The organism is Siphonobacter sp. SORGH_AS_1065 (genome assembly GCF_030818595.1).
In the GTDB taxonomy this organism is placed as follows: Bacteria; Bacteroidota; Bacteroidia; order Cytophagales; family Spirosomataceae; genus Siphonobacter.
Genome location: NZ_JAUTAM010000004.1, coordinates 2,977,936 through 2,997,756 on the forward strand (window position 1 = coordinate 2,977,936; position 19,821 = coordinate 2,997,756).

The 19,821-nt window shown below is 45.7% G+C and carries 14 protein-coding genes; 8 read left to right on the plus strand and 6 right to left on the minus strand.

The features are described 5' to 3' along the window. Positions 1-312 precede the first annotated feature (312 nt). On the minus strand, positions 313-726 hold the full coding sequence (locus QE390_RS12925) for a DoxX family protein (RefSeq protein WP_307142430.1): 414 nt from the start codon (positions 724-726) through the stop codon (positions 313-315). Between the two features lie 564 nt (positions 727-1,290). On the opposite strand from QE390_RS12925, the gene QE390_RS12930 reads away from it, so the two are divergent. Together QE390_RS12930 and QE390_RS12935 are read left to right on the plus strand one after the other, a co-directional pair. After that, positions 1,291-4,482: a SusC/RagA family TonB-linked outer membrane protein gene (locus tag QE390_RS12930; RefSeq protein WP_307142431.1), complete on the plus strand. Its 3,192-nt coding sequence runs from the start codon at positions 1,291-1,293 to the stop codon at positions 4,480-4,482. 46 nt (positions 4,483-4,528) lie between these two features. Then, a complete protein-coding gene (locus tag QE390_RS12935; protein ID WP_106636370.1) occupies positions 4,529-5,968 on the plus strand; it encodes a SusD/RagB family nutrient-binding outer membrane lipoprotein in 1,440 nt (479 codons plus the stop codon). A 95-nt stretch (positions 5,969-6,063) separates the two neighbouring features. Here the strand turns inward: QE390_RS12935 and QE390_RS12940 are convergent, their stop codons facing one another. Continuing rightward, on the minus strand, positions 6,064-6,540 hold the full coding sequence (locus tag QE390_RS12940; RefSeq protein WP_307142432.1) for a PEGA domain-containing protein: 477 nt from the start codon (positions 6,538-6,540) through the stop codon (positions 6,064-6,066). Between the two features lie 500 nt (positions 6,541-7,040). Between QE390_RS12940 and QE390_RS12945 the strand changes: the two genes are divergently transcribed. The 5 genes from QE390_RS12945 (at position 7,041) to QE390_RS12965 (ending at position 12,779) form a co-directional block, all read left to right on the plus strand. Continuing rightward, positions 7,041-8,630 (plus strand): ABC-F family ATP-binding cassette domain-containing protein, encoded by a 1,590-nt coding sequence (locus QE390_RS12945; RefSeq protein WP_307142433.1) that lies wholly within the window; start codon positions 7,041-7,043, stop codon positions 8,628-8,630. A 137-nt stretch (positions 8,631-8,767) separates the two neighbouring features. Further along, positions 8,768-9,544, plus strand: a complete 777-nt coding sequence (locus tag QE390_RS12950) for a DUF4476 domain-containing protein (RefSeq protein ID WP_307142434.1) — start codon at positions 8,768-8,770, stop codon at positions 9,542-9,544. A 589-nt stretch (positions 9,545-10,133) separates the two neighbouring features. Further along, positions 10,134-10,964 (plus strand): formyltetrahydrofolate deformylase, encoded by an 831-nt coding sequence (purU, locus tag QE390_RS12955; protein ID WP_307142435.1) that lies wholly within the window; start codon positions 10,134-10,136, stop codon positions 10,962-10,964. Between the two features lie 9 nt (positions 10,965-10,973). Further along, positions 10,974-11,990, plus strand: a complete 1,017-nt coding sequence (locus QE390_RS12960) for a low specificity L-threonine aldolase (RefSeq protein WP_307142436.1) — start codon at positions 10,974-10,976, stop codon at positions 11,988-11,990. Positions 11,991-12,374: 384 nt separating this feature from the next. Further along, entirely contained in the window at positions 12,375-12,779 is a 405-nt protein-coding gene (locus QE390_RS12965; RefSeq protein WP_307142437.1) for a hypothetical protein, read from the plus strand. A gap of 534 nt (positions 12,780-13,313) precedes the next feature. On the opposite strand, the gene QE390_RS12970 is transcribed toward QE390_RS12965, so the two are convergent. Both QE390_RS12970 and QE390_RS12975 read right to left on the minus strand, forming a co-directional pair. Continuing rightward, positions 13,314-15,473, minus strand: a complete 2,160-nt coding sequence (locus QE390_RS12970) for a molybdopterin cofactor-binding domain-containing protein (RefSeq protein ID WP_307142438.1) — start codon at positions 15,471-15,473, stop codon at positions 13,314-13,316. A 29-nt stretch (positions 15,474-15,502) separates the two neighbouring features. Beyond that, on the minus strand, positions 15,503-16,012 hold the full coding sequence (locus QE390_RS12975; protein ID WP_307142439.1) for a (2Fe-2S)-binding protein: 510 nt from the start codon (positions 16,010-16,012) through the stop codon (positions 15,503-15,505). A 719-nt stretch (positions 16,013-16,731) separates the two neighbouring features. Between QE390_RS12975 and QE390_RS12980 the strand changes: the two genes are divergently transcribed. Further along, positions 16,732-18,768: a M13 family metallopeptidase gene (locus QE390_RS12980; protein ID WP_307142440.1), complete on the plus strand. Its 2,037-nt coding sequence runs from the start codon at positions 16,732-16,734 to the stop codon at positions 18,766-18,768. Positions 18,769-18,831: 63 nt separating this feature from the next. Here QE390_RS12980 and QE390_RS12985 read toward each other — a convergent pair whose 3' ends face one another. Both QE390_RS12985 and QE390_RS12990 read right to left on the minus strand, forming a co-directional pair. Next, positions 18,832-18,993, minus strand: a complete 162-nt coding sequence (locus tag QE390_RS12985) for a hypothetical protein (protein WP_307142441.1) — start codon at positions 18,991-18,993, stop codon at positions 18,832-18,834. Positions 18,994-19,265: 272 nt separating this feature from the next. Further along, positions 19,266-19,775, minus strand: a complete 510-nt coding sequence (locus QE390_RS12990; protein WP_307142442.1) for a histidine phosphatase family protein — start codon at positions 19,773-19,775, stop codon at positions 19,266-19,268. Positions 19,776-19,821: the final 46 nt, after the last annotated feature.

Consider the following 19,821-nt stretch of genomic DNA (forward strand, 5'->3'; position numbering starts at 1 on the left):
AGGGAGCCAAAACCCCAGAGGGGCTCAACCTGAATAGCCCCGGATGTAAGCCGGGGTTACCTACGGATTGACACGGTCTGATCCTGAGAAAAAAGCCTAGTGGTCGGTGAGGACACCCCCCTCGGCGGAAGATTGCCAATCCGAAAAAGCCTAGCAATCCAACGATCCAGTAGAGACGCGACTTTATCGCGTCTGGGTAAGAGGCTGTTTTTCTTGAGCAGAGGTGACTTTTCTTGTGATTTAAATGACCGACCATTGCAAACAAAAAGCCCCTGAGTGTATGATTACTCAGGGGCTTTTTGCGGGTGATTCCTAGATTTTCTTATTCAGTACTTTATCCAGGCTAAAATCGCCAGGGCCAAGAATCAGGATGACAACATAGGCAATCAGGTAATGAAAGGCCATCTCTGCTTCACCGAAAATATCACCCCCGTGGACCATGAAAGCTGCTACCAGCATGGTAATAATCAGAGGAATAGTAGCTATCCGAGTAAAAAGGCCCAGAGCAAGCAAGATCGAGCAGAAAAATTCAGCAAAAATGGCCAGAGCTGCTGACGTAGGAGCTCCAAGACCCAGGAAATTCATAAATTTTTGACTCATCTGGTCATAATTCGACAGCTTTTGATACCCGTGCGGTAGCATGGCCAGAGAAAATCCTACGCGAAGAATCAGCGTAGCCCAGTTGATGGAAGAGAGTGTGTACGAAATAGAGAAAAGTCTTCTCATAAACGATTATGATTTCAGTAGAATGAAAGTTGAGATGAGTTGGGTGTCAGGAATTTTAATTGAAGCTTCGCCGTAGCAAACGGCCCGTTTTTCAACAACAATCCTGACTGGAAACTAAACTCTTTCTAAATAAGAATAATCAAATATAAAATGGAATGATTACTTATCCTTAAAATCATACGTATAGATTACCGCTTATTACTTTGAAAATTGCACAGCAATTAATCTGAACTAATTATAGAGTATTGATTTATAGATACTTAATACTTATGGATTGCGTAGGTAATCGTAAATTTTTATAAATATTTATTGATCTACTTGTTTGATAGATTAATAAATATTTATTTTGTCTATAGAAATAATAGTCTATTTGAAGCCATGAATTACTGTGTACCTTTTTTGCTTTCCGTATCCCGATCGAGTCTACTAAAAAAAGTAATTCTTTCGTACTGGTGTTAGGGGACTTTGTTATTAAAAGTCTGACTAACCGTTAGTTAATTGACTGGCCTTTTGAGCTTTCGCGTTCATTAACTCCTTTCTTCATTCTATACTTTATTACTTTTTATGCAACAACTTTTAAAAGTGCTGTTGCCAGTACTCTTATGGGTACAGGTACAGGCTGCTTTAGCCCAACAAATAACGGGCACAATACGGTCGCAAGCTGATAATCAGCCTTTAACGGGAGTCACTGTGCAGGTGAAAGGCACAACCCGCGGAACAGTTTCCAACGCAGAAGGAAACTATACCGTTACTGCTCAATCGGGCGAAACCCTTCGTTTTTCATTTATTGGCTATAAAGCCGTCGAACTGGCGGTACCGGCTTCTGGTGTATTGAACGTTACGCTGGACGCAGAAGAATCGGCCTTAAAAGAAGTCGTGGTTACCGCTTTGGGGATTGCCAAAGAGAAAAAATCACTGGGTTATTCCGTTCAGGAATTAAAAAGTAACGACGTAGCTCAGGCTCGCGAACCTAACCTGGTCAATGCTTTATCTGGTAAAATTGCCGGGGTTAACATCACCAATAGCCAGGGTAACATGGGTTCTTCCCGGATCGTCATTCGTGGAGAAACGTCTATTGCAGGTAATAACCAGCCCTTATTCATTGTCGATGGAATTCCGGTTGATAACTCACAGTTTGGAAGCACCGGCACGAACCGCGATTATGCCAATGCCATCGCGGATATTAACCCTGATAACATTGAAAGCATCAGCGTACTGAAAGGCCCCAACGCGGCGGCTCTGTATGGTTCTCGAGCGGCTAACGGTGTGATTCTGATCAAAACTAAAATCGGTCGCAGTGGTCAGCAAAAAGGCTTAGGAGTTACCCTGAACGCTGGTCATACGGTAGAAAGTTTATTAGTATTGCCTGATTACCAGAACGTATACGGACAGGGAACGGGCGGTTTGTTTTCGTACAAAGACGGAAAAGGCGGCGGGCTGAATGACGGTACCGACGAAAGCTGGGGGCCAAAAATGGATGGTCGTTTATTACCGCAGTTTTTTTCGAAAGGGCAGGCAGTACCCTTCGTCGCTCACCCCGATAACGTAAAGAACTTCTTCGTGAAAGGGCATACGACGAACTTAGGCGTATCCGTAGCGGGATCTGATGAGAAGTTTGATTACCGCTTTTCGTTCAATAATACCCGTCAAACCGGGGTGATTCCAAACACGGATATTACCAAGAATAACTTCGCGGTTAATGCGTCCTATCGGTTAAATGATCGACTTACCATTAATACCAGTGCGAACTTCATTCGTTCAGAATCGGATAACCTTTCGGCTTTGGGTGGACGTGGTTCCAGCGTAATGCTGCAATTCCTGTGGTTCGGTCGTCAGGTTGATACAGAGTTACTCAAAGATTACCGGGCCAATGGAGAGCGTGATTTTAACTGGAACCACAGTTATTACAGTAACCCATATTTGTTACTTTACGAAAACACCAACGGACAGCGTCGGGACCGTTTCTTCGGAAATGTGAACGTTACTTATAAAATCAACGACTGGCTTTCAGCACTGGTGCGGACGGGTAATGATTTTTACGTTGATAAACGTAAATCCAAAATTTCCTATGGCACGAATGGTACGCCTTTCGGCTCTTATGCGGAAGATGCCTACATCGTAAACGAGAATAACACAGATTTTGCACTGAATTTTAATCGTAAACTCAGCGATGATTTTGATCTGGAAGGTCTGGTGGGTGGTAACGTTCGCAGTAATTTCTTCGAGCGAAACTATCAGCAGGCTCCACGTCTGGCGGTTAGCGATTTGTATACGCTGATGAACTCACGCGATCCGCTGGTTTCGAGCAACCAGTTTACGCGTCGTCGGGTGTATAGTTTATACGCTTCAGCTCAGCTCGGTTTCCGTAATTATGCCTTCTTAAACTTAACGGCCCGGAATGACTGGTCATCGACGTTACCTGCGGCCAATAACTCGTATTTCTATCCTTCGGTAAATGCGAGTGTGGTCTTAACGGAAGCCCTGAACATCAGAACTAATTGGCTGTCATTTGCGAAAATTCGCGGAGGTTGGGCCCAGGTAGGTAAGGATACCGATCCTTATCAAATCGTGAATACCTATCCTTTCAATCAGCCTTTTGGAAGTAATCCGTTACTGACGGTATCGGACGTATTCCTGAATCCAAACCTGAAACCAGAGATTACGCAGTCGAGCGAAATTGGTCTGGAAATGGCGTTTCTGAAAAATCGGGCTCGTTTTGATGTAAGTTACTACAATACGGACAGTTTCAATCAGATTTTGCAGGCCGATATTAGCCCGGCCACGGGTTTCAAGCAACAGTTGATCAATGCGGGTAAGATCAATAATCGTGGCTTTGAAGTACAGTTAAGCGGCACGCCCGTACAAACTTCTGGTGGCTTTAAATGGAATGTGACGGTTAACTTTTCACGGAACGTAAGTAAAGTGGTGGAGCTGGATAAAGCGGGTTTACTGAAGCAATATGTATTAGGTAGCAACGGTACTACGCGGGTATTAGCCAGCGTGGGTCAGCGTTACGGAGCTTTATATGGTACCGCCTATCAACGTAACGAACGCGGTGAAGTGGTCGTAGGAGCGAATGGGTTACCTCAGAAAGATCCAAACCAGAAAACGCTGGGATATTTCACGCCGAAGTGGATTGGCGGTATTACCAATGCATTCAGCTACAAAGGTTGGAATCTAAGTGTTCTGATTGATACCAAACAGGGCGGTCAGATTTACTCGGCCACCAATGCTACCGGACGTTATACGGGTGTGTTGGAATCGACCTTACCCGGTCGGGATGCTGAGCACGGTGGACTTTCGTATTACTACGCCGGAAATAACACCTCCTCTACTCCGATTCCAGTGACGGGTTCGACGGCTCCGGGTGGCGAACGCGTGTATTCAGACGGAATTATTTTCAATGGCGTAGCGGCCGATGGTTCGGCTAACAAAGTGATCGTTCCCGCCGAGCGTTATTACAAATATCTGTATAGCAACAGTGCTGGGGTAAATGAGGCCAGTGTGTTCGATGCTTCATTCATTAAGCTTCGCGAAGTACGCCTGACGTACGCCATTCCTCAGGATTTTGTGCGTCGTCTGCATTTGCAGGGAGCTTCGGTATCGCTGATTGGTCGTAACCTGGCTTTCCTCCAGAAGAATGCTCCCAACATCGACCCTGAAACAGCTTTCAATACGGGCAATGCTCAGGGGCTGGAATCATTACAGTTGCCTTCAACGAGAAGTTACGGCGTTAATCTGAACATCAATTTCTAGGGAAAATCATACGTAAGCTCAGCCTTACTTCAACATATTCATTGTTATGAAAATCAAGAGTTTCACGAAACTGATCCTTCCGCTGACGCTGGTAGCGGGGTTAACGGCCTGCCAGAAGGAACTGGAAGATATTAATCGAAATCCCAACGAAGCCACGGTGGCTCAGCCCGACTACCTGTTAACGAATGCCCTGAAATCCAGTGCCGATTTAGTAATGGGTTCGGATGCTTCGATGGAAACGACGACGCTGTTTGTACAATATTGGGCGAAGATTCAGTATACTGACGTAGATAAATATACGACGAGTCCAACAAATATTCAGAACATCTGGACAAATACGTATACCCAGGGGATCAATGACTTTGCGGAGGTCATCAAGCTGGGAGAACGGGCAAATAATCCGAATTATCAGGCCGTTGGTATCATCATGAAGTCATGGTCATTTCAGATGCTAACGGATTTATACGGAGATATTCCTTACAGCCAGGCTTTGAATATTAACGACTACCTGACGCCGAAATACGATGCTCAGAAAGACGTGTACGCTGGCTTATTGAATGATTTACAGAAAGCCATTTCGTTGATTGACGTTAGCGGAGCGAATACGATTTCGGGGGATGTGGTGTATAATGGTAACATGACTCGCTGGAAGAAATTTGCAAATTCCCTGCGTCTGCGGATTGCCCTGCGTCTGGCGGATCGGGATGCTACGGCAGCCCGGACGGTTATTGCAGGCTTAGCGAAAAGTGACTTGATTGCCAGTAATGACGAAAACGCGAAGTTCACGTATCTGACTTCTCCGAACCAAAACCCCGTGAGCCGGGATCGGGAAACGCGGGATGATTACCGGGTGAGTAAAAGCATCGTTGATAAGCTATTGCAGTTGAACGACCCTCGACTGAGCATTTACGTAAACCGCACGGTAGATGCTACACCACTAGGTTATGTAGGCGTAACGAACGGCTTACCCGCCGACTCAGCCGCCCGATTAGGTTTTACCCGAACGTCAAAGCTGGGCGATTACTTCACAGCTCCTTCGGCTCCGGCGGTATTTCTGAATTATGCCGAAGTATTATTTAACCTGGCCGAAGCCGCCCAGCGTGGCCTCATTCAGGACAACGCGGCAACTTTATACCAGCAGGCTGTTACGGCATCTTTACAGCAATACAATGTAGCTTCTACGGCTATTACTACGTATCTGGCTCAGCCTTCGGTGGCGTATAATGCGGCAAATTATAAGAAGTCAATTGGCGAGCAGAAATGGCTGGCTTTGTTCGGCGAAAGTCAGGAAGCTTTTGCGGAATGGCGTCGTCTGGATTATCCGCAGTTAACACCAGCGTATGCGGGTGTTCTGAATGGAAAGATGCCCGTTCGTCTAACGTATCCGACGGGAGAACAAGCTTTGAATAATGCCAGTTATAAAGCCGCTGTAGCCAACCAGGGAACGGATCTACTGACGACCAAACTTTGGTTTGACGTAAATTAGTTTTTCGTTGTGGGTTTACAGCTTTCAGTGAATGAGCGGGGTCATACCCCGCTCATTTTTAGTTAATGACCTGCACTAACGAAAATACGGCTGAGTTACTTCGCTTTTTCCAGCGTTCCAATTTTTTCCCAGGAAGGATCGGGATTCATAGTTACCAGAATATAAACGCCGTCTTTTTGGTGCTCAACCGAAGTAGTTTGCGTATCTCCTCCTGCTAATCGGGCTTTGATTTCCTTTGGCGTAAGCTTATACATGGAACCCGTAGAAGCATCGATAATTAAGCCAATAATTCCTCCGAAAATGATATTACCAAACACCCAACCATCCAGTTTACGGGTAAGGCCCACTTCGTAAGGCTCATAACCGTCCATCACTACTCGGATTGCATGACCATTTTTCCGTTTCACATTCGCATACATGGGCGTTTTCCCGGCCAGTTGCCCATCCACATATACGTCTGCACCCGTAGGGCGACTAAGAACGCTAACGGATTGCTTGGATCCATTGATAATTGTAGTACAGTTGGTTAGGCTAATGCTGAGCACTAGAAGAGGTACTAGAAATTTTTTCATGAAAGAGATTAAATTAGGTGGTTTTTTTGAGAATGGTTTAAGACTCTCAAAAGGGTTCAACTCGGTGGACTAACCGTAATTTGTTTTACAATAAGGGTACAGGCAAAAATATCATAAAAATGGATTCAAACTATTCCTTTCGTTTGAAGTAAGGGTAGTTTAATTAGTCTTGCCCTGAGCATGAGCCCATTATAAATGAAATTTGGCTTTGTTATTTTAATACAAGGCCTTTTGTATTACTTTTGCAGCATTATATCCAACTTTTCTTTTTGTATGTGAGATCTAAGTAATAGATGGTGCTTGCCGTCTTTAATTCTGAAGAACAGAATGTTTTGGTAACAATACCAATTCGCCGACGCCTCTTAATCTGGCGTGGCTAATACTTAGATCCATGTGATATTCCTTCTTTTAGAAACACCCCTTGGTGTCGTTTCTAGGTTAATTCCTGAGAATTAATCAATATACTTTCTTTATTGTTCAGGCTTTAAATTTCTCACATCATGAGTATGATCGTGAATGCTCTTTCCTATATACATCCCGATTACCAACCTCTATTTTATAACCTTCATTTCTCGCTGCAAACGGGAGGAAAAGCCGCTTTAGTAGGCAATAATGGGTCGGGAAAATCTACTTTATTACAAATCATTGCGGGCTATTTAAAGGCCTCGGCAGGCGAAAGCATTTTTCTGGAAAAACCCTATTACGTACCGCAACAACTAGGGCAGTACGATGCATATACCGTTGCGGAATTATTAGGCATTGACCAAAAATTGAAGGCTCTTTATGCGATTTTAGCAGGCAATGTCGAAGCAGAAAATTTCACGGAGTTAGGAGATGACTGGGAGATCGAAGAACGGGTTCAGGAAGCAATGGCGTATTGGCAGATAGAGTATCTGGCTCTTTCTGAGAAAGTTAAAAACCTGAGTGGAGGTGAGAAAACCAAGGTTTTTCTTGCGGGAGCTTCTCTGGCTAGCCCCAAAGTTATGCTACTTGATGAGCCCACTAACCATCTGGATTCACAAAGCCGGGAGCTGCTTTATGAGTTTGTTAACCAGAGTAAATCCACTATGCTGGTAGTTAGTCACGATCGAACGTTGTTAAATCTGCTCGATCAGACGCTAGAATTAAGTGCAAACGGAATCGAAGTGTATGGAGGGAACTATGCTTTTTATGAAGCTCAGAAAGAAGGGAAATTAAATGCTCTTCAATCGAAGTTAGAAGAAAATGAAAAAACGCTAAAACAAACCCAGCAAAAAGCCCGCGAAGTAGCCGAACAACGCAATAAAAAAGAAGCCCGTGGGAAAGCTCACGGACAAAAACTAGCCTTGCCTAAAATACTTGCAAATAGAAGAAAAAGTCAGGCGGAACAAAGTACGGCTAAACTGAAGGAAGTACATCAGGAGAAAATGAATGAATTGACGGATCATCTGAGAACGATCAGAACTCAAATTCAGCATTACCAAACCTTAAGGATTGATTTGGGAAGTTCCGATTTGCATCCGGGTAAGCTACTGATTGAGGCCAAAAGTATCAATTTCAGTTATCAGGATCAAATGCTTTGGCTGAAGCCTTTAACTATTCAGATTCGTTCGGGGGAACGAATTCGAATTTCGGGGAACAATGGTTCTGGCAAGACTACTTTACTGAAGCTGTTGATGGGTGATTTAGTACCCGCTGAAGGTGAAATTTTTAAAGTCGATTCTAAGTTTCTTTACCTCGATCAGGAATATGCTATGATTGACAACGGCTTGACGATTATTGAACAAATAGAAAAATATAACAGTCGCCATGTACCCGAGCATGAACTGAAGATGATACTGCACCAACATCAATTTCCAAAAGAAGCATGGGATCGGAAATGTGAGGGCCTAAGCGGTGGGGAAAAGATGAAACTGAGCCTGTGTTGTTTATCGGTTAGTACAGAGACGACAGATCTTTTAATTCTGGATGAACCGACAAACAATCTGGATGTGCAAAGTCAGAAAGTACTGACGGAATCGTTAAAGAGTTTTAAAGGAGCCATGCTCATCATTTCTCACGACCTTTTTTTCATCAATGAAATGCAGATTGATTCTACAATTTCGCTGTAGTCAAATTTGCGTAGTCGCGGGAATGGGTCTGGTAAGGAGAGTACCGGCATAGCCCCATCGATTTTAAGTCATTTTAACGGGAGAGGTTGAACGAAATGGGGTAGTTTTGGTCAAAATGAAAAGAAGCCTTTACAGCCATGAGAACGAAGAAATTAATTGTGTTTTCTGCCTTGCTGGCAATGCTCAGTTGGAGCAATGCCTTTGCGGATGTGGAATTTTTTCTGGAAACGCCCATCGGTGGGCGGCTAACCGTTATGGTTAATGATCAGTCCATTACCAACGCAACGGGACGCTATCGCTTTTTTGATCTGGATCCCGGACGAGCTCAGGTTACGGTTTATCAGGGCCGAAACGTGATGTTTCGGCAGGTCGTAATGCTGAATCCCGAAACCCGGACGATGGCAATTTTACACCCGCAGTACGGCTTTCGAATTCAGAAAACGATACCCGTTCATACGGATGAAATGAACCGTCCCTACCAGTATCAACCTCAACAAGAGCCGGATCAGATGCGGCAGCTACCGGATGAAAATGTGAATCCAAACGCGAATCGGTTAATGCCAGGAAGTAAGCCCACGGAAGAAACTATGAAGCAGAATCGTTCCCAGGAAATGCCAGCTAAGTCTGACGAGGTAATGACTGCCGATCAACTGGAGCAATACCTCAAAGCGATCCAGCGAACTGCGAAGGAAAAGCGGCTGGATTTTATGAAGCAAACGCTGGCAAAACAGGTATTCAATGTGCAGCAGTTAACCGAGATCATGAAGCAGTTTGATACTCCAAAAGAGAGGCTGGAAGTAGCCAAACTGGGCTGGGATTCAGTAGTCGATCGTTCTAATTTCGAAATTATTTACGATCAGTTCTCCTTCGATTCAGATCAGAAAGAGTTAAGAGCTTACTGTGAAGGCATGTAGCGAGCCGTAACGTTTGACCATCTTTTCGCTGTTCCGCTGCTAGTTATGTTTAGTTGGTTTGTGGTTGGTAGAAGGGTAGTGCTAGGAGCGGAGTGGTAGAAAGCTTGACAAACAATTGTCTTCAGGAATGATGTCAAATTTCGCTGCCAGCTTTTTCGCTGGCAGCAGAGTTTAGTGGGCATGTAAGTTAACAAAAGGATAGTGCTGCCAGCAAGAAAGCTAGCAGCGGAGTATAGAAAGTTTGACAACCCATTGATTTTAAGTTTCGCTGCCAGCTTTTTTCGCTGGCAGCAGTGTTTAGTGGGCATGTAGGTTATCAAAAGGTAGTGCTGGCTGCGGAGTAGAGAAAGTTTGGCAACTCATTGATTTCAGGAATGCCGTTAAGTTTCGTTGCCAGCCATATCTACAGGAGAGCTAAGGAATAGGTTAGATAAGTCCTACTTATCCAACCTATTCAATCTGTATCCAACCGCTCAAACCAGGCTTATCCTTCTCAAACAAATCAAACTTACTCAGACCAAACTACTTGTACACACCGTCAGGATTGACGTTTTTTGTAAGAAGTTGTCATTATTAAAAAGACGGTTCCTTGTATATTCTTCGCATTGATTGTCCTGACGAAAAAGGACTGGTTCATAAAGTTTCCGGGGTGTTGTACCACCACGAGCTGAATTTGATTCGTAACGACGAATTCGTAGATCGTACGCACGGCCATTTTTACATGCGTACGGAATTCTCTGGTGAGTGCCAGGAAGAGAAAATTATGAATGCCTTAGGAGGCATTTTGCCTGATTCGGTAACCATTTCTCTGAATACCAATCGTCCGAAAGACGTGGTTATACTCGCTACTAAGGAGCACCACTGTCTAAGTGATCTGTTAATACGGAATGCGTATAAAGATTTGAATTTCAACATTCTGGCGGTAGTGGCCAATCACGATGTGTTGCGACCGCTGGTTGAGAAATTCAACTTACCGTTTCATCTGATTTCGCATGAAGGCCTCTCGCGGGAAGAGCACGAAGCCGCCGTCTTATCCGTGCTGGGAACCTATCCGGCTGATTATGTGGTATTAGCAAAATACATGCGAATTCTTTCCCCTGAATTCCAGCAGCACTTTGCGAATCGGATGGTTAATATTCACCATTCGTTTTTGCCCGCGTTTGTAGGAGCTAATCCATACCGGCAGGCTTTTGAGCGGGGCGTTAAAATCATTGGAGCCACCGCACACTTTGTTAATGAGCATTTGGATGAAGGCCCCATCATTACCCAGGAAGTGATTCCGGTTAATCACACCAAAACCTGGCAGGAACTGGCCGCAGCGGGTCGTGATGTGGAGAAAATGGCGTTGGCAAAAGCCCTTAAGCTCGTCTTCGAGGATCGGGTTTTTGTGAAGAATAATAAGACAGTTGTATTTGAATAAGGACTTCCCATGACGATTGATTTGCGTTCCGATACCCTTACTCGTCCTACGAAAGAGATGCTGGAAGCCATGTTTGCGGCTCCGGTAGGGGATGATGTTTTTCAGGATGACCCAACGGTGAATGCTTTGGAAGAAAAAGCAGCCCGACTTTTTGGTTACGAGGCGGCTTTGTTCTGTCCTTCCGGCACCATGACCAACCAGATTGCTATTAAAGTACATACCACGCCGGGTGACGAAGTGATCTGTGATGCTCTGTCGCACATTTATCTGTACGAAGGGGGTGGAATGATGAGTAATTCGTTGGTTTCGGCAACTTTATTAACGGGCGATTACGGCAGAATTAATGCCGAACAAGTCCGCGATAGCATCAAAGCGGATGATATTCACGCTCCCATTTCCCGGTTAGTTTCGCTGGAAAATACGGTAAATAAAGGTGGGGGATGTTTTTACGACCTTACCGAAATTCAGCGGATTAAGACGGTTTGTGTAGAAAATGGCTTAAGCCTGCATTTAGACGGTGCTCGTCTTTTTAACGCCTTGATAGAAACGGGGGAGAGTCCGGCTCAGTACGGCGAAGTATTTGATTCGATTTCGATATGTCTGTCCAAAGGCCTGGGTTGTCCGGTAGGTTCGCTATTACTGGGAACCAAAGAGTTTATTAAGAACGCTCGTCGGGTGCGGAAACGCTTTGGCGGTGGCTGGCGACAGGCAGGTTACCTCGCCGCCGCCGGAATCTACGCTCTAGATCATCACGTGGGTCGACTGAAAGAAGATCATCAGCGGGCCAAAGTTATCGAAGGAATGGTCCGCCGCGTACCCGAGGTAGTTGAGGTATTACCCGTTCATACCAACATCGTTATCTTCCAGTTGGCCGAAGGTTTACTGGCCACTGATTACGTGCAGAAACTGAACGAAAAAGGCATTCGCTGTGCAGTATTCGGAAAAGATAAAGTTCGCATGGTTACTCACTTGGATTTGCATGATGATCACTTAGAGGAGTTGGAGCGGCGGTTGGTTGTGAGTTGATGGATACGAGTTGTTAAAAAGCTCACTCTTTTCCCATGGCTGGTGTCTCACCAGCCATTTTTTGTGGAAGTTAAGTAAGGCTTGTCATGAGAAAGAGTGATGGTTGGTGAGGACACCAACCATGGTGGTAGATTAACGTATTTTCCCATGGCTGGTGTCCCCACCAGCCATTTTTGTGGAAGTTAGTAAGGCTTGTTAGCTTGTTATGAGAAGGAGTGATGGTTGGTGAGGACACCAATCATGGCGGCAGGTTAACGTGTTTACCATGGCTGGTGTCCCCACCAGCCATTTTTATGTAAGTACCGTTTGATAACTATCAGATTGAGAGAAAAGTACTAATAGATAATGTCAATATATTGAGAAGTTAATCAGTGCAACCTTATTATGACCATAAATAGTAGCAGTTCAGTCACAGAGAAGAGAATATCAAAAATGTACTTAAATGAGGTATATTTCTGGACAGCAAGTATTGTAGGATGGAAGCATCTTCTAAAGCCAGATAAGTATAAAGAATTAATAATTAGTAGTTTAACAACTTTAATTCTTCGCAGAAAAATCAAAGTTTATGGATTTGTAATCATGCCTAATCATGTGCATCTAGTATGGGAAATGTTAGATATGAATGGGAAAGAATTACCCAACACTAGTTTTATGAAATGGACTGCCCATCAACTTCAGGCAGATCTAAGGATTAATCATCCAGTAGTTTTGAAAAGATTTTCTGTCGAAAAAAGAGATAGATGTTATCAATTTTGGCAGAGAGATCCTTTAGCTATAAAGTATGTATAGTAGGGCTGTATGTGAACAAAAGCTTCAGTATATTCATTTAAATCCCTTACAAGCACATTGGAACCTCTCGAAGCATCCAGAGGAGTATAGTTGGTCTTCAGCTAATTACTATGAAAAAGGAATAGATCGTTGGGGAATGTTGACTCATTACATGGACCGCTTTTGAATGCGAATGGCTGGTGGAGAAACCTGCTATGAAGGGAGCAAAGTTGAAAAGTCAAAATAACCTGCTGAACTAAATTCATTTTCAATAATCAATAGCTAACTATCCAACTGTCATCCAGATTGAAGCGAAGGACCTTGCTTAGAGTTCAAAAAAGGTTCGGTTTTTCATCAAGCAAATTCCAAACGCCCAGTAAGTTCTCTCTCTTCGTTCGAGATGCCAGAGAAGAGAAAATCTATTTTGCAGTCGTTTGGCAGAGCCGAGCGACTGCAAAAAAAGACCGTTTCCCCTCATTCACTTGGTTCTGCCAAGTGAATGAGGGGAAACGGGTAAGCATCCGTGAAAACTTTCCTAAAGTTGAATAGATAAACCTACACCAACTCCAAAGGAAACTTCCGCTGCCGTTTTCCCGTCAGGTTAAATAGGGCATTGGCTAGAGCGGGAGCGATGGGCGGTAAGCCGGGTTCGCCCACGCCGCCGGGGGCTTCCTGATTTTCAATGATATGTACTTCCATCTGCGGAATTTCGTTGATTCGAAGTACCGGGTAATTATGGAAATTACTCTGCTGAACGGCTCCGTTGGCAAAGACGATGGGGCTTTTTAAAGCTGCCGTTAGACCATACACTACGTTACTTTCAGTCTGAGCCTTGATGTTATCTGGGTTAACCGTCATACCGCAGTCGATTACCGATACTACTTTCTCAATCTTGATTCCATCTGCCGTTTTTGCCACCGTAAACACGTGGGCACAAATGGTGCTGAACGAACGGGCAATAGCCATGCCGCGAGCTTTACCCGAAGGCAACTGTTCGCGATATCCCGACTTTTCGGCCACCGTCTCCAGAACTTTCACGAAACGGGGTGAGTCCTTAAATAACTCCAGTCGCAGGTCCAGCGGATCTTTCCCAGCGGCGTGAGCCAACTCATCTACAAACGATTCATGACCGAATACATTGGTAGACGCATACACCGAACGCCACCAGAGAATGGGTAAATCCGTGGAAGCATTCAGATAACTCCGGCGGATGTTGGGAATAGCCATCGGGCTGTCCTTGGCTCCAACGCCTTCTTCCGCCCAGCCATCGGCCTTACCCGTGATGTTTGCTTTGAAAACCTGTTTTTGAATAGACTCAGAGATGATCTTATGGTGCAGGGCCGTTACTTTGCCGTTTGCATCAATGCCGCCTTCCAGCACGCTCAGCATGGCCGGACGGTAAGGTCCCTGGGTCATGTCGTCTTCCCGCGTCCAGATGAGTTTTACCGGAGCTTTCGCCTGTTTGGATAAATAAGCAGCCTCTTTCACAAAGTCTAGATACGCTTTCCGGCCAAAGGCTCCACCCAGGAAAGTTACGTTGACATTCACCTGTTCAGGTTTCAGGCCGAGGTACTGGGAGAGTTCACCAATGGTTCCGTCCGGTCCCTGCACGGGAGCCCAGATTTCCACGGAATCATCCTTTACCCAAACCGTAGCATTCACGGGTTCCATCGCAGCGTGAGCCGCGAAGGGGGTTTCGTAAGTCGCCTGAATTTTCTTAGTTGCTTCCCCGTAAGCCTTCGCAAAATCGCCCTGATTTCCTTCAAAATCATGCCCGTCCTGTTTCGCCAGTTCGTGCATCTGGGCGGAAAATTTCTCGGTTGATAATACGTTGTTGTCAACCGCAGCCCATTTGATTTTTAGTTTCTTACGTCCCTGCAAAGCCGCCCAGTAATTAGTAGCTAATACGGCTACCGTTTCTACCGTCTTATGAGGCATGGCCCGCTCGGCTTTCAATACTTTCTTCACGCCGGGTACTTTCAGAGCGGCGGCTCCATCAAACGATTCCACTTTTCCGTGGATGGCAGGACAACGTTCGATACTGGCGTATAGCATGCCCGGTAGGTCTACGTCAATCCCGAATTCAGCCGTTCCTGTGACCTTCAACGGCACGTCGGGTTTCGGCATGCTTTTACCGAGTAGTTTGAAATCTTTTGGGTCTTTCAGTTTAGGATTTTTAGGAACGTCCAGTTTGGAAGCATCCCCTACCAGTTCGGCATAAGTGAAAGATTTGCCGGAAGGCTTATGAAACACCTTTGCCTCCTTCGCATAGCATTCTTCGGGCGAAACCTGCCATTTGTTGGCAGCGGCCTGAATGAGCATTTCCTTGACCGCCGCCCCAGCTTTCCGCATGGGTAACCAACGTGTACGAACCGACGAACTGCCGCCCGAAAGCTGCGAACCGTATTTACCCTGCCCATTGGTCTGGCTGATGTGAATCTGATCCATGGAAACTTCCAGCTCTTCTGCCACCAAAGCGGGCATGGACTGGTACGTTCCCTGGCCCATGTCGGGGCGTGGATTCAGAATGGTAATTTTTCCGGTATCGTCAATAAGGATATACGGACTGAATTCCAGACCTAACGTCGTCTGAGGGATTTTATGGAGGACAACGTCCTCAGAATGAGACGGAATTGAAAAGCCCAGAGCCAGGAGCACACTGGCTGAGCCTCCGGTTTTAAGAAAATTCCGACGATTGATTGCTAATGATTTCATTGCCTGAAGCGTAAGGGTGGAACGAGCGATTATTTTTCCAGACTAGCCGTCTTTTTACTGGTAGGAGCCGTCGTGTTTTGAACGCTTTCCGCCGCCCGTTGAATGGCTTTCCGAACCCGCTGATAGGTGCCGCAACGGCAAATGTTACCCTGCATGTACAGGTCAATGTCTTCGTCGGTGGGTTTGGGCTTTTCTTTTAATAAAGCTACCGCACTCATAATCTGGCCCGACTGGCAATAACCGCATTGGGTTACCTGCTCATCAATCCAGGCTTGCTGAACGGCGTGTAAATGATCGGGGGTACCGATGCCTTCAATTGTCGTGATTTTCTGACCTTTTACTACCGAAACGGGAGTGGAGCAGGAGCGAATGGGGGTACCGTTCAGGTGAACTGTACAAGCTCCGCACTGAGCCATACCGCAACCAAATTTGGTGCCTTTCAGACCTACAAAATCGCGAATAGCCCAGAGAAGTGGCATCTCAGGATCGACGTCAATGGTATAAGCTTTACCATTGACCGTAAGTTTCGTTTGTGCCATAATGAATTAGATAGTAGGGGATTAGCTCGCAGTGATAAATCAAAGATAAGTAATATTTCAGGGATCGGCACCTAGTAAGGGAGGGTGTTTGATTTTCATAAGTTTGAGAAGGGTGCAGGAGGTTCGAAAGCGTTAGATGGTGTTTGAGAAGGTTTGAAATGCCTTAATAACCCCAGAGTAATTAACCTCTATTAGTAGTTCCAGTCTGGATGGGGCCATTCTAGGTAAGTCCGAGTACTAACCTAGGTGGTACGGTTAAACTCGATGATTTAGCAACTTCCCTCCAATAGCTCATGTTGCCAGCAAAAAAGCGGGCAACGGCAGGGCTGCCATCTGCTTTAAACACCAGTGTGGTCAAACTCGATGATTTAGCAACTTTCTTCTAATAGCTCATGTTGCCAGCAAAAAAGCGGGCAACGGCAGGGCTACCACCTGCTTTAAACGCCATCGTGGTTAACCTTATTAGTAGTTCCGGTCTGGAGGGACCCGGTTTGGATGGACCCGGTCTGGAGGGATTCAGGTGATAACCCGGGGCGTGTGGGGCTTTCGCTAACCTATTTAAACGTCCTCAAACTCAATCAAACTTCTCAAACTTTATCCAACTAGACCAAACGCTCATACAAGTAGCCGAAATCGGGAAACTAGTCGCAAATGCTTGAGAGATTGCTAAAGAGTTAGTGATTTTTGTGAGTTTGATTTCCATTAGTTCATCAACAAATATGAAAAAACGTAACGTTCTGGTACTGGGCCTGGCGGCCTTGAGTGCGGCGGCTTTCGTAGCAAAACCCGTGGATGACCCCAAGCGTAAAGGCCTGGACATTTCCGGTATGGATCAGTCGGTTAGTCCTCGTGAAGATTTCTTCCTCTATGCCAATGGCACCTGGCTGAAGAATACGGAAATTCCGGCTTCAGAAACGGGTTGGGGTTCGTTCAACATCCTGCGGGATGAAAACAATAAGCACATTCACGAAATTCTGGAAGCCGCAGCAAAAAGCAAAGCAGCCAAAGGAAGCATCGAGCAACGCGTAGGAGATTTCTACGCCTCGGGCATGGACACCGTAGCCATCGAAAAGCGTGGATACGAACCCATTAAGGCGACACTGGTAGCGATTGACAAGATCAAAAATTACAAAGATTTACTAGCCTATTCAGCTACGCACCCGCTCGAAGGTGGAGGAACGTTCCTGGGCATTGGCGTTGGAGCTGATGCTAAAAATCCCGATGCATACATCGTGAGTATGCGTCAAACTGGAACGGGCTTACCCGAGAAGGATTATTATACCAAGGACGACGCGGCGACGCAGAAAGTGCGGGCAGCCTACAAAAAATACATTGCGACGCTCTTTACCTTAACCGGAACGGAAGCTTCCGCGGCTCAGAAAACGGCGGATGATATTCTGGCTCTGGAAACAAAAATTGCGGCTTCTCACCTGGGACGCATCGAGATGCGGAATCCCATTGCTCAGTATAATAAGTTTGCAACGAAAGATTTTGCCGCAAAAATCCCGAATCTGGATTTACCGATGGTATTAACCAAACTTCGGATGAAGACCGATACCATCATCGTAGGTCAGCCAAAGTATTACGAATACCTGAACACCATGTTACCCGCTGAAAACATCGAAACGCTGAAAGCGAAGATGAAGTTTTCGGTCATCAGTTCAGCAGCTTCGAATCTGAGCAGTCCTTTCGTGAATGCCAGTTTTGAATACGTAGGTAAAACCCTGAATGGCCAGAAAGTACAACAGGATCGTTGGAAACGCCTTTCAAGCCAGACCGACGGGATGTTAGGAGACTTACTGGGTCAGTTATACGTTGCCAAATATTTCAAGCCCGAATCCAAGAAACGGATGGACGAGCTGGTAGCTAATCTCCAGAAAGTATTCGAAACGCGTATCAATGCTCTGGAATGGATGACGGCGGAGACCAAGCAGGAAGCCCTCAAGAAGTTACATTCCTTCACGCCTAAAATTGGTTATCCTACGAAATGGAAAAACTACGAAGGCGTAACGGTGAAGCGGGATGATTACTTCGGTAATATCAAGGCTCTGAGTAAATGGCGTTACGACGAAATGATCAATCGTCTGGGAAAACCCGTGGATAAAACGGAGTGGGGCATGACACCCCCCACGGTTAACGCCTATTACAGCCCCGTTCGCAACGAAATCGCTTTCCCCGCTGGAATTCTGCAATGGCCTTTCTTTGATCCTACAGCGGATGATGCCTTTAATTACGGGGCTATCGGAGCCGTAATTGGTCACGAAATGACGCACGGGTTCGACGATCAGGGCCGCCAGTATAACTACATGGGTATGCTGAAAAACTGGTGGAAAAAACAAGACGCCGATCAGTTCAAGCAACGGGCTCAGTTGGTAATCGATCAGTTCGATGGCTATACTGTTCTCGATAACCTGCACGTGAAGGGGCAGTTAACGCTGGGCGAAAATCTGGCGGATTTGGGTGGTTTGTCTGTTTCTTATGCAGCCTTCAAAACCTACACGAAGCAGGGTAAATCCAACGAAAAAATTGACGGTTTTACGCCCGACCAGCGGTTCTTCTTGGCTTTTGCTCAGATCTGGCGTACAAAAACGCGGGATGAAGCTCTGCGTTTACGCGTCAATACCGATCCACACTCCCCCGGCGAGTTCCGTACCAATGGCCCCTTGTCCAACTTTGAGCCTTTTTACGAAGCGTTCGGCGTGAAACCTGGTGATAAGATGTATCGTCCAGAAGATATTCGGGCGAAAATCTGGTAATAGAGGGAGATGCTAATGTAAAAAAGGGAGCTGGTATCAGCTCCCTTTTTTGCTAGGGAATAACTACTTCCGGGTGCTGTCTGGTGTAATGGGTAGCACGCGGTCAATCGTTTTTTTACGATTCCAGGGAGCCGTCGTTCGGCGGGCCATGTCTATGGTAATCGCAATGACGATTAAGGTAAAGACAAGTAAGCCAATGAAGAATATTTTTTTCTGACGATTCATAGCGTATGCCACCCCGGAAATAAGTGCGAGGAGCCGGGCAAAGGTACGGCTGACCGAAAAAATGTACTTTCTTTTCGAAGAGAATTCGTGGAAATTTTAAGCATCGCCGTCGCTTTTTAGGGATTCGTTAACGTTTGAATCTAAAAAATATTTTACCGCTGTATTATTTTTTCAAGAAGAAACGCATAGTTTTATCCCAGATAAACTGCCGAATCCCTTAACTGAAACAGCAAGGCCCGTTCCATTGGACGGGCCTTGTGCTTACTAGGGGATCAATAATCAAAACCTGCTAATTTTTCCGGGGAATCATAGAAAAGTAATTTTCCCGTTCGGTTAGAAACCTCGGCCCAGGTCAGGTTTTCAAAAGAAATGGCAATGATGCTACACGTCGGAACCGTGCCCAGAATTTCATGGCAGAGGTATTCCGACAGATAGGTAATGCTGGGATTATGCCCCACAAGCATGGCCGAATCAATATCCTCTGTAATCTGATTAATCGCCGCCAGATAATACCGGGGTGCTCCCTCGTACAGGTCCTGAATGAACTGTGTTTTTTCGAAAGTAAAGCCCAGTTGCTCGGCAAAAACCTGGGCAGTCATGCGGGTGCGTTCGGCAGGGCTGCTGATTAAGGTCTGAATAACAATCTGTTTTTCAGCCATCACCCGCCCCATCCGGGTCGAGTCAATTAAGCCCTGAGCGGTTAGGGAACGTTGAAAGTCGTAGGCTCCACCTGCCGGTTGTTCGGCTTCGGCGTGACGAACCAGATATAGCGTTTTAGTCATTGGATAAGGTTATACTACTTAATCAAACCTACGATTTTTCTGAAAG

Excerpts from the sequence above, each read along its gene's own strand:
- QE390_RS12925 (WP_307142430.1), bottom strand. The coding sequence starts at position 726 with ATGAGAAGACTTTTCTCTATTTCGTACACACTCTCTTCCATCAACTGG.
- QE390_RS12930 (WP_307142431.1), top strand. The coding sequence starts at position 1,291 with ATGCAACAACTTTTAAAAGTGCTGTTGCCAGTACTCTTATGGGTACAG.
- QE390_RS12935 (WP_106636370.1), top strand. The coding sequence starts at position 4,529 with ATGAAAATCAAGAGTTTCACGAAACTGATCCTTCCGCTGACGCTGGTA.
- QE390_RS12940 (WP_307142432.1), bottom strand. The coding sequence starts at position 6,540 with ATGAAAAAATTTCTAGTACCTCTTCTAGTGCTCAGCATTAGCCTAACC.
- QE390_RS12945 (WP_307142433.1), top strand. The coding sequence starts at position 7,041 with ATGAGTATGATCGTGAATGCTCTTTCCTATATACATCCCGATTACCAA.
- QE390_RS12950 (WP_307142434.1), top strand. The coding sequence starts at position 8,768 with ATGAGAACGAAGAAATTAATTGTGTTTTCTGCCTTGCTGGCAATGCTC.
- QE390_RS12960 (WP_307142436.1), top strand. The coding sequence starts at position 10,974 with ATGACGATTGATTTGCGTTCCGATACCCTTACTCGTCCTACGAAAGAG.
- QE390_RS12965 (WP_307142437.1), top strand. The coding sequence starts at position 12,375 with ATGACCATAAATAGTAGCAGTTCAGTCACAGAGAAGAGAATATCAAAA.
- QE390_RS12970 (WP_307142438.1), bottom strand. The coding sequence starts at position 15,473 with ATGAAATCATTAGCAATCAATCGTCGGAATTTTCTTAAAACCGGAGGC.
- QE390_RS12975 (WP_307142439.1), bottom strand. The coding sequence starts at position 16,012 with ATGGCACAAACGAAACTTACGGTCAATGGTAAAGCTTATACCATTGAC.
- QE390_RS12980 (WP_307142440.1), top strand. The coding sequence starts at position 16,732 with ATGAAAAAACGTAACGTTCTGGTACTGGGCCTGGCGGCCTTGAGTGCG.
- QE390_RS12985 (WP_307142441.1), bottom strand. The coding sequence starts at position 18,993 with ATGAATCGTCAGAAAAAAATATTCTTCATTGGCTTACTTGTCTTTACC.
- QE390_RS12990 (WP_307142442.1), bottom strand. The coding sequence starts at position 19,775 with ATGACTAAAACGCTATATCTGGTTCGTCACGCCGAAGCCGAACAACCG.